Annotated in this window: 15 protein-coding genes; 12 read left to right on the top strand and 3 right to left on the bottom strand. The window is 32.6% G+C overall.

Annotation, left to right across the window (positions count from 1 at the left end; all coding sequences use genetic code 11):
• The first annotated feature begins 2 nt into the window (after window positions 1-2).
• The 10 genes from rplQ to budA all read left to right on the top strand — a co-directional run bounded on the left by rplQ (window position 3) and on the right by budA (window position 8635).
• Window positions 3-371, top strand: coding sequence for a 50S ribosomal protein L17 (gene rplQ, locus JV528_RS02395; protein ID WP_000542274.1), 369 nt, complete (start codon window positions 3-5; stop codon window positions 369-371).
• A 537-nt stretch (window positions 372-908) separates the two neighbouring features.
• Window positions 909-1718: an energy-coupling factor transporter ATPase gene (locus JV528_RS02390; RefSeq protein WP_065315838.1), complete on the top strand. Its 810-nt coding sequence runs from the start codon at window positions 909-911 to the stop codon at window positions 1716-1718.
• On the top strand, window positions 1715-2575 hold the full coding sequence (locus tag JV528_RS02385) for an energy-coupling factor transporter ATPase (protein WP_000155391.1): 861 nt from the start codon (window positions 1715-1717) through the stop codon (window positions 2573-2575). Before JV528_RS02390 ends, JV528_RS02385 begins: the two co-directional genes overlap by 4 nt.
• The gene (locus JV528_RS02380; protein WP_000791617.1) at window positions 2565-3371 is read left to right on the top strand and encodes an energy-coupling factor transporter transmembrane component T family protein; all 807 of its coding nucleotides are present in this window, start codon (window positions 2565-2567) and stop codon (window positions 3369-3371) included. Before JV528_RS02385 ends, JV528_RS02380 begins: the two co-directional genes overlap by 11 nt.
• Before the next feature lie 4 nt (window positions 3372-3375).
• Window positions 3376-4179, top strand: coding sequence for a tRNA pseudouridine(38-40) synthase TruA (gene truA / locus JV528_RS02375; protein ID WP_001221861.1), 804 nt, complete (start codon window positions 3376-3378; stop codon window positions 4177-4179).
• 238 nt (window positions 4180-4417) lie between these two features.
• The gene (gene rplM, locus JV528_RS02370) at window positions 4418-4855 is read left to right on the top strand and encodes a 50S ribosomal protein L13 (RefSeq protein ID WP_001250038.1); all 438 of its coding nucleotides are present in this window, start codon (window positions 4418-4420) and stop codon (window positions 4853-4855) included.
• 19 nt (window positions 4856-4874) lie between these two features.
• Window positions 4875-5267 carry a 30S ribosomal protein S9 gene (gene rpsI, locus JV528_RS02365; protein ID WP_001790547.1) on the top strand — a complete coding sequence of 131 codons (393 nt, stop codon included), beginning with the start codon at window positions 4875-4877 and terminating at the stop codon, window positions 5265-5267.
• Between the two features lie 336 nt (window positions 5268-5603).
• Window positions 5604-5786 (top strand): hypothetical protein, encoded by a 183-nt coding sequence (locus JV528_RS02360; protein ID WP_031927603.1) that lies wholly within the window; start codon window positions 5604-5606, stop codon window positions 5784-5786.
• Between the two features lie 443 nt (window positions 5787-6229).
• Window positions 6230-7894: an acetolactate synthase AlsS gene (gene alsS, locus JV528_RS02355; RefSeq protein WP_204177244.1), complete on the top strand. Its 1665-nt coding sequence runs from the start codon at window positions 6230-6232 to the stop codon at window positions 7892-7894.
• A 36-nt stretch (window positions 7895-7930) separates the two neighbouring features.
• Window positions 7931-8635 carry an acetolactate decarboxylase gene (gene budA, locus JV528_RS02350; protein ID WP_065315840.1) on the top strand — a complete coding sequence of 235 codons (705 nt, stop codon included), beginning with the start codon at window positions 7931-7933 and terminating at the stop codon, window positions 8633-8635.
• 374 nt (window positions 8636-9009) lie between these two features.
• On the opposite strand, the gene JV528_RS02345 is transcribed toward budA, so the two are convergent.
• Entirely contained in the window at window positions 9010-9435 is a 426-nt protein-coding gene (locus JV528_RS02345; RefSeq protein WP_000769704.1) for an MAP domain-containing protein, read from the bottom strand.
• A 294-nt stretch (window positions 9436-9729) separates the two neighbouring features.
• On the opposite strand from JV528_RS02345, the gene JV528_RS02340 reads away from it, so the two are divergent.
• Together JV528_RS02340 and JV528_RS02335 are read left to right on the top strand one after the other, a co-directional pair.
• Complete coding sequence (locus tag JV528_RS02340) at window positions 9730-10545, top strand: HAD-IIB family hydrolase (RefSeq protein ID WP_000044357.1); 816 nt, start codon at window positions 9730-9732, stop codon at window positions 10543-10545.
• Window positions 10546-10755: 210 nt separating this feature from the next.
• Window positions 10756-11610, top strand: coding sequence for a M23 family metallopeptidase (locus tag JV528_RS02335; protein ID WP_001044439.1), 855 nt, complete (start codon window positions 10756-10758; stop codon window positions 11608-11610).
• Window positions 11611-11669: 59 nt separating this feature from the next.
• Here the strand turns inward: JV528_RS02335 and JV528_RS02330 are convergent, their stop codons facing one another.
• Window positions 11670-14105 carry a polysaccharide lyase 8 family protein gene (locus tag JV528_RS02330; RefSeq protein WP_069994108.1) on the bottom strand — a complete coding sequence of 812 codons (2436 nt, stop codon included), beginning with the start codon at window positions 14103-14105 and terminating at the stop codon, window positions 11670-11672.
• A complete protein-coding gene (locus JV528_RS02325) occupies window positions 14102-14269 on the bottom strand; it encodes a hypothetical protein (protein ID WP_001826254.1) in 168 nt (55 codons plus the stop codon). The genes JV528_RS02330 and JV528_RS02325 overlap by 4 nt, the downstream gene beginning before the upstream one ends.
• Window positions 14270-14501 lie beyond the last annotated feature (232 nt).

The raw sequence follows: 14501 nt of genomic DNA, 5'->3' as shown, positions 1-14501 counted from the left end.
TCATGGGTTACAGAAAATTAGGTCGTACTTCTGATCAACGTAAAGCTATGTTACGTGACTTAGCTACATCACTTATTATTAGTGAACGTATTGAAACTACAGAAGCTCGTGCAAAAGAAGTTCGCAGTGTTGTTGAGAAATTAATCACTTTAGGTAAAAAAGGAGATTTAGCTTCTCGTCGTAATGCAGCTAAAACTTTACGTAATGTTGAAATCTTAAACGAAGATGAAACTACACAAACTGCACTTCAAAAATTATTTGGTGAAATCGCAGAGCGTTACACAGAACGTCAAGGTGGTTACACTCGTATCCTTAAACAAGGCCCTCGTCGCGGTGACGGTGCTGAATCAGTAATTATCGAATTAGTATAAGAATTTATATAAATACACTAACTACTTTTATATAAAGCAAATGAGTGCAACGATAATGTTTGCCACATACAAATATTGTCTAGCTCAGAGTACCCCATCAACTAAATAAAGATTTAAAGCGTGAACTCAACAAACTTATGATGGGGTGCGCGCTTTTTTATTGAATAAGATATCGGACTTATGAACAGAAATGTTTTTAAGTCCGATTTCTTTATATCTACTTTTTTGAGTGCGAATCTAAAAATATGATCAAGCTAGTTTGATCAATTTCACTAGAACTGAATGAAGTGAAAGTATTATCGTTGAATCAAACGCGGCCACCCCTATACTAGTAAATCATTTATTTTATTAACGTTTATACATAATTGTTAGAGAGGAATAAATGTTCTTATCATTAGTTGTTAAACAACACTTTAAAGACTAGAAATGAGTCAGAAAATACTAGTAATATATAGCAAACCCAGTCAATGTCATATACAGCGATTTATAAATATTGTAAAATATGATAGATACACGAATCGTAAAGGAGAGAGACAAGTGGAGGATAAGAATTCAGTTATTGTATTTAAAAATGTTTCATTTCAATATCAAAGTGATGCATCCTTCACATTGAAAGATGTTTCTTTTAATATACCTAAAGGTCAGTGGACATCTATTGTTGGTCATAACGGTTCTGGGAAATCTACAATTGCCAAGCTAATTATTGGCATAGAGAAAGTTAAATCTGGAGAAATTTTTTATAATAATCAAGCTATAACAGATGATAATTTTGAAAAGTTAAGAAAAGACATAGGAATTGTATTTCAGAATCCGGATAATCAATTTGTTGGTTCAATTGTAAAATACGATGTGGCATTTGGACTCGAAAATCATGCGGTTCCACATGACGAAATGCATAGAAGAGTCAGCGAAGCACTTAAACAAGTTGATATGTTAGAACGTGCAGATTATGAACCTAATGCATTATCTGGGGGACAGAAGCAGCGTGTGGCTATAGCAAGTGTATTAGCACTTAACCCCTCTGTCATTATATTAGATGAGGCGACTTCTATGTTAGATCCTGATGCACGTCAAAATTTATTGGATTTAGTGAGAAAAGTTAAATCAGAACATAATATTACAATCATTTCTATTACGCATGATTTATCTGAGGCGATGGAAGCAGATCATGTTATCGTTATGAATAAAGGGACTGTCTATAAAGAAGGCACAGCGATTGAAATTTTTGACCATGCAGAAGAGTTAACAACAATAGGTCTAGATTTGCCATTCCCAATCAAAATAAATCAAATGCTGGGACACCAAACATCATTCTTAACTTATGAAGGGCTGGTGGATCAACTATGACTATACGCTTTGACAATGTAAGTTATACCTATCAAAAAGGGACACCATACCAGCATCAAGCTATTCATGATGTTAATACAGAATTTGAACAAGGTAAATATTACGCCATCGTTGGACAAACGGGTAGTGGTAAATCAACATTGATACAAAATATTAATGCACTGTTAAAGCCAACTACTGGGACAGTTACAGTTGATGACATTACTATTACACATAAGACCAAAGATAAATATATTAGACCTGTAAGAAAAAGAATTGGAATGGTATTTCAATTTCCCGAATCTCAATTATTTGAGGACACAGTAGAGCGTGAAATGATATTTGGACCTAAAAACTTTAAAATGAATTTAGATGAAGCCAAAAACTATGCCCATCGTCTGTTGATGGATTTAGGCTTTTCAAGAGATGTAATGTCACAATCACCATTTCAAATGTCAGGTGGACAAATGCGTAAAATAGCGATTGTATCGATATTGGCAATGAATCCTGATATTATCGTGGTTGATGAACCTACAGCAGGACTTGATCCACAAAGTAAACGACAAGTAATGCGATTACTCAAGTCACTACAAACAGATGAAAATAAGACAATTATCCTAATTTCACATGATATGAATGAAGTCGCGCGTTATGCAGATGAAGTCATCGTTATGAAAGAAGGTAGTTTAGTGTCGCAAACATCACCAAAAGAGCTCTTCAAAGATAAAGAAAAATTGGCGGATTGGCATATTGGTTTGCCAGAAATTGTTCAGTTACAATATGACTTTGAACAAAAATATCAAACAAAATTAAAAGATATTGCCTTAACTGAAGAAGCATTTGTAAGCTTGTATAAGGAGTGGCAACATGAAAAATAAATTGATTATAGGGCGATATTTACCAATTAATTCTTTTGTTCATCATCTTGATCCAAGAGCAAAGTTAATGTTTGTTTTTCTTTTTATTATATTAATATTTTTCTGTCATTCACCATTAACATATCTTTGGGTGTTTGCACTTATCTTATTCTTTATGAGATTAGCAAAAATTCAATTATGGTTCCTAATCAAAGGTTTAACGCCAATATTTTTCTTTTTAATCTTCACATTAATGATGCATATATTTTTAACTAAAGGTGGATATGTATTAGTTGAGTGGCATGGTATCACGATTGAAACTAATGGTATTTTAGAAGGGCTATATATATCACTGCGTTTAATTGGGATTGTGATGATAGCAACAATTATGACACTATCTACAAGTCCAATTGATTTAACAGATGCGTTTGAAAGATTACTTGCACCACTAAAGATGTTTAAATTACCAGTTCATCAATTAAGTATGATAATGTCCATTGCGTTAAGATTCATCCCGACGTTAATGGATGAGTTAGATAAAATCATTTTGGCGCAAAAGTCGCGTGGTTCTGAAATAAGTTCAGGGAACATTGCAACACGTATTAAATCATTTATTCCATTACTAGTGCCACTATTCATCTCAGCTTTCCAACGCGCCGAAGAATTAGCCGTCGCAATGGAAGTTAGGGGTTATGATGCCAATGTTAAGAGAACGAGCTACAGACAGCTTAAATGGCAATTGAGAGATACGTTATCTTTAATCATGATTATCCCAATTGCAATTATTTTATTCGTATTAAAATATTCAGGAGTGTAAATTCATGCGTATATTAGTAGAAATTGCGTATCAAGGAAATAATTTTCTAGGTTTTCAAATTCAACAAAATGGTCGAACGGTACAGCAACAATTTGAAAAGCTATTACAACGCATGCATAAAAGACATGTAAGAATCCATCCTTCAAGTAGGACTGATAGAGGTGTACATGCGATACAGCAATACTTTCATTTCGACACAGAGCTGAATATACCTATGTCACAATGGCAATATGCAATGAACCGAACGTTACCTGATGATATTTATGTCAATAATGTAGTTACAGTCGATGACGATTTTCATTGTCGTTACGATTGTGTCGGTAAACGCTATCGATATAAAGTATATCAAGCACAACACCGCAATCCATTTCAAAGTGGTTTGAAAACATTTATTCCTGAAACGTTGGATTTAGATAAAATGAACAGAGCGGCACAACAATTCATAGGTACACATGATTTTACGGGATTTTGTTCGCAAAAAACTGAAGTAGAAAGCAAGGTTAGAACATTATACCAAAGTGAAATTGTAAAGACAGATGATGGCTTTGATTATATAGTCACTGGATCTGGATTTTTATATAACATGGTGCGTGTCTTAGTTGCATTTTTAATAGAAGTTGGGAAAGGGCGTCACGAAGTATCAGATGTACCAAAACTTCTTGAATCAAAGAATCGTAAGAATGTACCTTTCACTGCAGCGGCTGAAGGATTATATTTAGAGAAAATTTATTTAGATGAAAATGAGTTATTAAAAGACTTTGGTAACGATATCAAAATACATCGTAAAAAATCATTACAAAATGACTGATTGCCATTGACAAAAAGCTTGTGAAATTATAAGATTATTAACGGTATTGTTTTATATCCACCCCACGATAAGCCCCGGAAACTTATTGTGTTACAAGATATATAAGCAGAAACGAACAACAGTTAACAAAATAAATGAAATGAAACGTTTTAAAATGAAACAAATGAAATCATCTATTAGGTTATGAAACTGTTTATAGCTTGAATAGAAGCATTTATTTTTTAGGAGGACAATTATTATGCGTCAAACATTTATGGCAAATGAATCAAATATTGAGCGCAAATGGTATGTTATCGATGCTGAAGGCCAAACATTAGGTCGTTTATCATCAGAAGTAGCATCTATCTTACGCGGTAAAAATAAAGTAACTTACACACCACACGTTGATACTGGTGATTATGTAATCGTTATTAATGCATCAAAAATCGAATTTACGGGTAACAAAGAAACTGACAAAGTTTACTACCGTCACTCAAATCACCCAGGTGGTATCAAATCAATCACTGCTGGTGAATTAAGAAGAACTAACCCAGAACGTTTAATTGAAAACTCAATTAAAGGTATGTTACCAAGCACTCGTTTAGGCGAAAAACAAGGTAAAAAATTATTTGTATATGGTGGCGCTGAACATCCACACGCTGCACAACAACCAGAAAACTACGAATTACGTGGTTAATTAGAAGGAGGAAATGACTTTGGCACAAGTTGAATATAGAGGCACAGGCCGTCGTAAAAACTCAGTAGCACGTGTACGTTTAGTACCAGGTGAAGGTAACATCACAGTTAATAACCGTGACGTACGCGAATACTTACCATTCGAATCATTAATTTTAGACTTAAACCAACCATTTGATGTAACTGAAACTAAAGGTAACTATGATGTTTTAGTTAACGTACATGGTGGTGGTTTCACTGGACAAGCTCAAGCTATCCGTCACGGAATCGCTCGTGCATTATTAGAAGCAGATCCTGAATACAGAGGTTCTTTAAAACGCGCTGGATTACTTACTCGTGACCCACGTATGAAAGAACGTAAAAAACCAGGTCTTAAAGCAGCTCGTCGTTCACCTCAATTCTCAAAACGTTAATTGTCGGACGAAATATACAAAACACCTCGATGTTATGTCGAGGTGTTTTTTTACGTTTGTGTGGGGAATATGGATTGTGTAGAGTATAATGAATTTTCCTTTATTTAATGTCTCAGGAATAGAATAAATTCAACTATGAATTATTGATTTACACGTATAATTTGTACATGCTTACACAATCAAAAGTGTACATTATTAAATTGTCATTTAGCTTGCGGAGGCTGGACGATAAACGCACGATAGTGTTCTAATCATAGATATTCAAGGGAAAGAACGACCGGACGATAACTCAAGAGCCTTAATTAAAGAGTGTTATCAAAATAAGGAGTGACTTAATTGAAAGATTCTATATTTTGGAAGAAAGCTTTTATTCCTGTTTATTTTATTGTTGCGATGCTGGTGTTTCTACTTTTTAGGTTTTATATTAAAACAGATAACTTTTCTATATACTTAATGATTATCTTCTTAATTTGTTTAGGAACTGCATCTATCATTTATAACTATAAAAACTATCGATAAATATAAGTATGAAATGTATAAGTCACAGTTAGATCTAAGTCTTGCTGTGGCTTTTTATCGAAATGACAATTTTAAATCGCCAAAAACAGCATTTTCAAACCGACATAAAACAGCATTTTCAGCCCGCCATCGACTAAATACCAAACTCAAAGACATAGTAACAATCATCCTCATTAATCAATCCGACATTCTTCATAATCACACTGCACAAAATCTACTCATGCATTTTTGGAATACTTAGTATTACAAATAACGATTTTTATTCATCTTACAAAGGATATATAATGTACTGAAGGCAATTTTTATGTATTACAAATCTAATTATATATGTAAAGTTTTGATAAACATCATTAATTTTACATAACTATCATTAGATTACAAATCACAATGCAATTACATGTAATACACATCTACACATCACATTTGAAGGGAAATGAATATAAATGACTGATAAAAAGTACACTGCAGCCGATATGGTTATTGATACTTTGAAAAATAATGGGGTAGAATATGTTTTTGGTATTCCGGGTGCAAAGATTGACTATCTATTTAATGCTTTAATTGATGATGGTCCTGAACTTATTGTCACTCGTCATGAACAAAACGCCGCAATGATGGCGCAAGGTATTGGAAGATTAACAGGCAAACCGGGTGTAGTACTTGTTACAAGTGGCCCTGGTGTAAGTAATTTAACGACTGGACTATTAACAGCTACATCTGAAGGGGATCCTGTCTTAGCGTTAGGCGGCCAAGTGAAACGTAATGATTTATTACGATTAACGCATCAAAGTATTGATAATGCTGCTTTATTAAAATATTCATCAAAATATAGTGAAGAAGTACAAGATCCTGAATCATTATCAGAAGTTATGACAAATGCAATTCGAATTGCTACTTCAGGAAAAAATGGCGCAAGTTTTATTAGTATTCCGCAAGATGTGATTTCTTCACCAGTTGAATCTAAGGCGATATCACTTTGTCAAAAACCAAATTTAGGAGTACCAAGTGAACAGGATATTAATGATGTCATTGAAGCGATTAAAAATGCATCATTTCCGGTTTTACTAGCTGGAATGAGAAGTTCAAGTGCAGACGAAACGAATGCTATTCGCAAATTAGTAGAGCGTACCAATTTACCCGTTGTAGAAACATTTCAAGGTGCTGGTGTGATTAGTCGTGAATTAGAAAATCATTTCTTTGGGCGAGTGGGTTTATTCCGTAATCAAGTTGGTGATGAATTATTACGTAAAAGTGATTTAGTTGTTACAATCGGTTATGATCCTATAGAATATGAGGCTAGTAACTGGAATAAAGAATTAGATACGCAAATAATCAATATTGACGAAGTTCAAGCTGAAATTACTAATTATATGCAACCGAAAAAAGAGTTGATTGGTAATATTGCTAAAACGATTGAAATGATTTCTGACAAAGTAGATGAACCATTTATAAATCAACAACATTTAGATGAATTAGAACAGTTAAGAGCGCATATTGATCAAGAAACTGGTATTAAAGAGACGCATGAAGAAGGCATCTTACACCCAGTTGAAATTATAGAATCTATGCAAAAGGTATTAACTGATGAAACAACAGTGACAGTTGATGTTGGTAGTCACTATATTTGGATGGCACGTAATTTCAGAAGTTACAATCCAAGACATTTATTATTTAGTAACGGTATGCAAACGCTTGGTGTAGCATTACCGTGGGCAATTTCAGCTGCGCTTGTACGCCCTAATACGCAAGTTGTATCCGTTGCTGGCGATGGAGGCTTTTTATTTTCATCACAAGATTTAGAAACGGCCGTACGTAAAAATCTAAACATTATTCAACTTATTTGGAACGATGGAAAATATAACATGGTTGAATTCCAAGAAGAAATGAAATATAAACGTTCATCAGGTGTCGACTTCGGTCCTGTAGATTTCGTAAAATATGCTGAATCATTTGGCGCAAAAGGTTTACGAGTTACTAATCAAGCAGAATTAGAAGCGGCAATTAAAGAGGGCTATGAAACAGATGGTCCAGTATTAATTGATATACCTGTAAATTATAAAGATAATATCAAACTTTCAACAAATATGTTACCTGACGTATTTAACTAAAACAAAGATAAATGTTAATGAGGAGTGGGAAATTTTATGGCTAGTGTTTTATATCAACATGGTACATTAGGCACATTAATGGCAGGTTTATTAAAAGGAACTGCATCAATAAATGAATTATTGCAACATGGTGATTTAGGTATCGCTACACTAACAGGTTCAAATGGTGAGGTCATCTTTTTAGATGGAAAAGCCTATCATGCAAATGAACATAAAGAATTTGTGGAATTAAAAGGTGATGAGTTAACACCATATGCAACTGTAACTAAATTCGTAGCAGATACAAGCTATGAAACGAAAGATAAATCTTCTGAAGCAGTTTTTGCAGAAATTAAGGAAAAGATGTTGAGTGAAAATTTATTTTCTGCAGTAAAAATTTCAGGCTTATTTAAAAAAATGCATGTACGTTTGATGCCGGCACAAGAGCCACCTTATACACGTTTAATTGATTCAGCTAGAAGACAACCTGAACAAACTGAAACGTACGTCAAAGGCGCAGTCGTTGGTTTCTTTACACCAGAACTATTCCATGGTATCGGGTCAGCAGGATTCCATGTACACTTTGCAAATGATGATCGTAACTTTGGCGGACATGTCTTAGATTTTGAAGTAAAAGATGTTAAGGTAGAAATCCAAAATATAGAAACATTTGAACAGCATTTTCCAATTCAAGATGAAGATTTCATAAATGCAAATATTGACTATAAAGATATTGCAGACGAAATTAGAGAAGCTGAATAATGAATGCGGAAATGTAATGATGGATTATAAAAATTGAAGCATTGACTTCATAATGTTCGATTTGGAAATTTAGCAATGATAAACGATTGATTAATACGGTTAAACATGTCTGTCATAGAGCATACGTCTAAGTAATAAAATAAATCCCTTCACTATTAACGGTAGTGAGGGGATTTATTTGTGTTCTAGCTATTTGTAATTTGCTGTTATGTTAGATTATAAATTATGGTAGACATTCATATCGAATTTACAATTGTATAGGCCAATCTGTTATCAGGAGAAGCAAACAACAATAATTTACAAGTTCAATAACTAAAAAGACAAACGCAATTTTTCAGCGTTTGCCCTGTGTAACTATTTTCATTTTCAAATTATTATTTAACTACAATTTGTATTTGTTTGATTGTACTTGGATCAATTGAATTTTTAGCGTCGTCATTTTTCTTTAGATTCACTACTTTTTTATTACCATCATTCAAAGTAAGTGTATAATTTGCTGTTTGTGCATTATTAATTTTTTCTGTTGTAACACCACGTTGAGAAGCTAATTCATTTTTTACTTTACTGTCAATTTCTTGATAAAGTACCTTTTTATTTTCTGGAAAAACAAAGTAAGTTCGATGTAATGCAGTAATACCATCTACTGAAATCGTGTAAGGTACAGTGTGTTTCCCATCCATTGTCAATTCCTTATAGCCGTTATTACTATCTGCAGATGCTTCGTGACTAGGTAATGCAGCTCCGACCGTTGATAATAATCCCAATGCTAAAGTGGCAGTAACAAATGATTTTAGTTTCATATCTCAATCTCCTTTTAAAGTTGTGGTATATTACACTATTTATATAACACGTTTCATAAAGTTCAAAACATACTTTTTGTTTTTTTTATATTTTTAATTTTTAGTAATAGTTTTTAACGAGGGATATGACCCGTGTATTTTGAAAAGTGGTAAGCAATGTTTTTAGTTTATAGGGATTCATTAGTTGTATATAATAAGCATGAAAAGCATATAGTCGATCTTATACTTTTAATTGAGACTTATAGTGTATTTAAGTTATAGATAAATTCATTAAAATATTATGGAGGAATGAGTATGTCAAAGCGTCTATTATTGTTTGATTTTGATGAAACATATTTTAAACATAATACAAATGAAGAAGATTTAAATCATTTAAGAGAAATGGAAAAATTGTTGGAAAAACTAACTAATAATAATGAAGTGATCACTGCTGTATTGACAGGAAGTACATTTCAAAGTGTCATGGATAAAATGGATCAAGTTAATATGACGTTTAAACCATTACATATCTTTTCTGATTTGAGTTCTAAAATGTTCACTTGGAATAATGGCGAATATGTTGAATCAGAAACATATAAAAAGAAAGTCTTGAGCGAACCATTTTTATTTGAAGATATTGAGGATATATTACGTCATATTTCTGCGCAATATAATGTCGAATTTATTCCACAAAGAGCATTTGAAGGTAATGAAACACATTATAATTTTTATTTTCATTCAACAGGTAATCACAACAATGATAGGCGTATTCTAGAAGCACTTGTCAGATACGCAAATGACCAAAACTATACAGCGAGATTTAGTCGAAGCAATCCATTAGCTGGTGATCCTGAAAATGCGTATGATATTGACTTTACACCGTCAAATGCTGGAAAATTATATGCTACTCAATTTCTGATGAAGAAATATAATATACCCGTAAAATCAATATTAGGTTTTGGAGATAGCGGCAATGACGAAGCATATTTAAGCTATCTTGAACATGCCTATTTGATGTCGAATAGTAGAGATGAAGCATTAAAACAGAAATTTAGATTAACAAAATATCCATATTATCAAGGGATAACACTGCATGTTAAAGAATTTGTTGAAGGTAAGTATGATTATTGATTGGTTGAGTGATATGTATACTTTTTAAGTGCAAATATTAATATTTAAGGGATGATTAGAAAATATAGTGAATCGACTACACTTTAGTTTTAAAAAATTATTTATATGTTGATTTGTCTAATTAAGTGTAGACGATTCAGGTAGCGCAAAAATGACGCAGGAACTGGAGAAAGAATTGATACCAAAATTAATATAAGAGGTTAAGTATATATGAATAAAACAAACTTTGGGGATTATTTAAATAAAAGTAAGAGCAGGAAAATATATAAGATTTTTGATCAAAATTTGAAGCGAGAGTTTAGTTATTGGCAGTTTAGGAAACTTTTCAAATCTTATACAAGGCAGTCTGATATACATGAATTAAAGGTGTGTACTCAAAATGATGGTACTATGGAGCAAATATGGATAGATAAAGCAAATCAATTTGGAGTGGCAGTGACATGGAAAGATAATAGTATTATCGGATTTGTTATGCGTCCGTTAATCAATTATGATGCGATTAAGAATGAAACGACTTTAAAATACGCAGTGCCGACAACAGATTGCTATGAGGTTTTTTGGGGTGGAGATAATGAATTATATAATTATCACTATTTATACCCACATCAAAGGTATGCTATTGATTTAGTTATTAAAGAAAATCATAAAACATATAAGAATCAAGGAAAAGTAAATACTGATTATTTTTGTTTTGGAAAAGATATCATTGCGCCAGCAAATGGTACAGTTGAAAAAGTAGTGAATGGGGTTCAAGACAACAGTATTGGAAGTATGAATGAATCACAGTTTTTAGGAAATTATATTGTAATCAAGCACGCAGAAAATGAGTATAGCTTAATAGCTCATTTACAACAATATTCAATCATTGTGAATGAGGGGCAAAATGTTAAATATGGTGACATCATTGGGAAGGTTGGGAATTCTGGCAATTCTACTGAACCTCATATACATTTTCAAGTAATGAATGATAAGAATATTGAAGCATGTACGTCTTTGAAAATTCGATTTATAAATAATCGAGAACTTATCAAGGGTGATGTGGTCTGCGGATTACAAGGTGAATGATGGCGATACTTATAAAATCTCGACACTATAAAAATGGTATAGTGCCGAGATTTTCTTGCTTATTTAGTTAATTCAAAGCATACGCCGGATTCATTAGTAGTCGATGCATTTTTATTTGTAATAGAGTATCCAGTCATTGAAATTTTAGATTCAATATCTGAAGCGGTATTTGTAGATTCGGGATTATAGAAGCTACATTCATAAGTTTTATCATCTTTCTTTTTAAGAATAAACATTCCTTTGACTTTAACTTCGACTTTAGTACCATTAATTTCAAAAGTTTTAGCGCTATCACTATAATTGACACCAGCCCAAACCGATTCATTATCTTTCACAACGTGGAAGTCATCATCTTGTTTAACGACAGTTACTTGGCTTGCTTTGGATTTAAAATTATCTTTTGTTATTCCTGGATACAACACATATCCATATTTATCATCTGTATTAGAATGCTTTTGAGTTACTTCATAATACTCATCTTTTTTGTCTTCTGATTTTTGACTTTTATTTATTTCTTTCCACTTACCAGTATGACTTTCTTTTGTTACAGTTATTTTCGGTTTGTTAAAAAAATGATAGCCTATATTGTTTTTAGGTTTATTGGTTGACTCTAAAAAGACAGAATTGGTTTCCTGATCATTAATATTTGAAGCGGATGTTTGTATATCGTCTGTATATAACGTATACCCATTCGCTTTGCGATTTTCAATCGTTGTCACTGGATTCTTTGATGAATCAGTACTTTTAATGCCAGTTCCTAAGAAGACAATTTTATCGTTTAATATGAAATATGATTTTTTGGCAGTTAAAGTTTTGTCCTGATTTTCAAAATCCATTCCGATACTAGCATGTTGGTCATCAGCTTTTGTTCCACCTACAAAAGTTTTACTAGACTTTTTATCATCCGTATCTTTTAATATTTCATTTTCTAAAGTTGTAGTACCTGCTAATCGTTTCATATCAGCTGTTGCCCAGAAGTTATCACGGTAGTGTTTCACATCGCTATTGTATAAATAAGACATTCCAGCACCAGTATGCCAACCTTTTAAGTTCTCTCCGTTGATGCTTTCGTAACGTGCGACGTTTTTCGACGTCATACTTAAACCAAATGCAAAGTCTAAGTCTTTGTTATGATAGGTGACACGATCCATGTCATTATATATTTTAAGTTGTTGTGTTAAACCGTTAGTAGAAATAGTGCTGTCTTCCATTAAAGACTTCATTTTGCTTATATCTGAATAAGAGTTTAAATAATCGGTTTGTTTATAACTTGAATCTGACTCTACTGAAGTCTTGACGATTTGTTTATATCTAGTTTTTGTTGAATCATCCATGGTATCACTCAATCTCAACAATGATTTCATTACAGTCGCTGACGCTGTATGACTCGTTTCATTTTCACGACTGATAGCTCTACCTCGTGATAAATCCATCATTTCACCTTTATAAATGAGTGGCATAAATCCGTCGTCAATCCATGATTTTAAGGTTGTATTATATTGGGTTTTATCATTAAAAGGTGTTTCTTTTATCATCGGCATCATTTGAGAAATCCCCTCTAAGAGTACAACGCCATAAGCACCAGTGTATGGGACATCTTTATGGTCGATATATGAACCATCTTTATAAAATCCATTACGTTCTTTATCAGTGGCAGAATCTTGAACGTAAGTGAAGACTTTATTAAATGAATCTATTGAATTTTTCATCATATCTTTATCTTCTTCGATAATACTTTCTAAAAGTTTTACTTTAGCAATGTCTACTAAATTTCCGCCTTTAGCTTGTTCAGGTTGTCCTACAGAAGATAATATTTTGTCACTATCTGGGGCGAAAGTTTTAATAGGGGCAGTGTATTTTTTCTTTTCTTCATTTGAAAATTGATCATTCAGCAATATAAGGGTATTTGTTAATGCTCTAGGTGTTCCAATTTCATAATCCCACCAATTTAAATTGGTATTCTTTTGAGGTGCTGATTTTGAGAAATTTGTTTTTAGTTCTTCAAGTTTTTTCACCGGTTCTTTTCCATAGGCATTTTTATGCAGCCACTCAAGGGCATCTTTAACTTTGTTTTTATTATCCGGAGTATTCAACTTAGTATTTTTATGCTTCATCGCTTCTGCGATTTTCTCAATATTACGATAGGTACGAGTCATATCCGCAGACTTCGTATCTAAATCTTTTGAGCTTTCCCACAAGTATTTCCTATCACTTTCAGTTTTCATGCTACTTAGTAATTTCCTTGCCTCTTTCTCCGTAGCCTCAAACTTTTTCTTCATATCTGGATTGCTCTCATCATACTTATCATAACCGTAGTTAACATCTAACCATGTGTTCCTCAACTTTTCATAATCTGGCGTTTGAACATTCGTATCAGCCACAGCGATTTGATGTTTATCAATACTTCTGAATTCACCACCATTCAAAGTAATCACACCGGCCATTAATAACGTAATGGTGGATAATTTTTGCCATTTCTTCATTTTATATGTCATTGACATGTCTCCTTTTTGTGTTGCGCGTGCGCAATGAATATTATGATTAAATAATGATTCAATTTTTCAAAATTCGTTAACGTATGCAAATGACTGTCTACTGTCAAACAATCCACAAAGAATGTTGATGCATATAAACAATCGATCACCCAAATTTTCCGCATCACTCAAAAATTGCAACGAAAATAATTTTTAAAAAATTAAATATTATCAATCTTAGTGATTATATCATTTTAAATATTTAAGTTATACAATTTTTAAAGTAATTAAAAACGATGAAATGTAAAATGTTAAAAAAGAGACAAATTTAAATTTGAGTAATAAAATAAGAAGTATTCAAACGAAGATGGCAATATATAAAGCAACATTACTTTAGACGACCAAACATAACTGAAA

Source organism: Staphylococcus sp. GDB20D11A (assembly GCF_016893255.1).
GTDB lineage: Bacteria > Bacillota > Bacilli > Staphylococcales > Staphylococcaceae > Staphylococcus > Staphylococcus aureus.
This window is presented reverse-complemented; position numbering and strand designations above follow the sequence as displayed.

Excerpts from the sequence above, each read along its gene's own strand:
- JV528_RS02385 (WP_000155391.1), top strand. The coding sequence starts at position 1,715 with ATGACTATACGCTTTGACAATGTAAGTTATACCTATCAAAAAGGGACA.
- JV528_RS02335 (WP_001044439.1), top strand. The coding sequence starts at position 10,756 with ATGAATAAAACAAACTTTGGGGATTATTTAAATAAAAGTAAGAGCAGG.
- JV528_RS02330 (WP_069994108.1), bottom strand. The coding sequence starts at position 14,105 with ATGACATATAAAATGAAGAAATGGCAAAAATTATCCACCATTACGTTA.
- JV528_RS02325 (WP_001826254.1), bottom strand. The coding sequence starts at position 14,269 with ATGCGGAAAATTTGGGTGATCGATTGTTTATATGCATCAACATTCTTT.
- rplQ (WP_000542274.1), top strand. The coding sequence starts at position 3 with ATGGGTTACAGAAAATTAGGTCGTACTTCTGATCAACGTAAAGCTATG.
- JV528_RS02345 (WP_000769704.1), bottom strand. The coding sequence starts at position 9,435 with ATGAAACTAAAATCATTTGTTACTGCCACTTTAGCATTGGGATTATTA.
- budA (WP_065315840.1), top strand. The coding sequence starts at position 7,931 with ATGGCTAGTGTTTTATATCAACATGGTACATTAGGCACATTAATGGCA.
- truA (WP_001221861.1), top strand. The coding sequence starts at position 3,376 with ATGCGTATATTAGTAGAAATTGCGTATCAAGGAAATAATTTTCTAGGT.
- JV528_RS02380 (WP_000791617.1), top strand. The coding sequence starts at position 2,565 with ATGAAAAATAAATTGATTATAGGGCGATATTTACCAATTAATTCTTTT.
- rplM (WP_001250038.1), top strand. The coding sequence starts at position 4,418 with ATGCGTCAAACATTTATGGCAAATGAATCAAATATTGAGCGCAAATGG.
- alsS (WP_204177244.1), top strand. The coding sequence starts at position 6,230 with ATGACTGATAAAAAGTACACTGCAGCCGATATGGTTATTGATACTTTG.
- JV528_RS02340 (WP_000044357.1), top strand. The coding sequence starts at position 9,730 with ATGTCAAAGCGTCTATTATTGTTTGATTTTGATGAAACATATTTTAAA.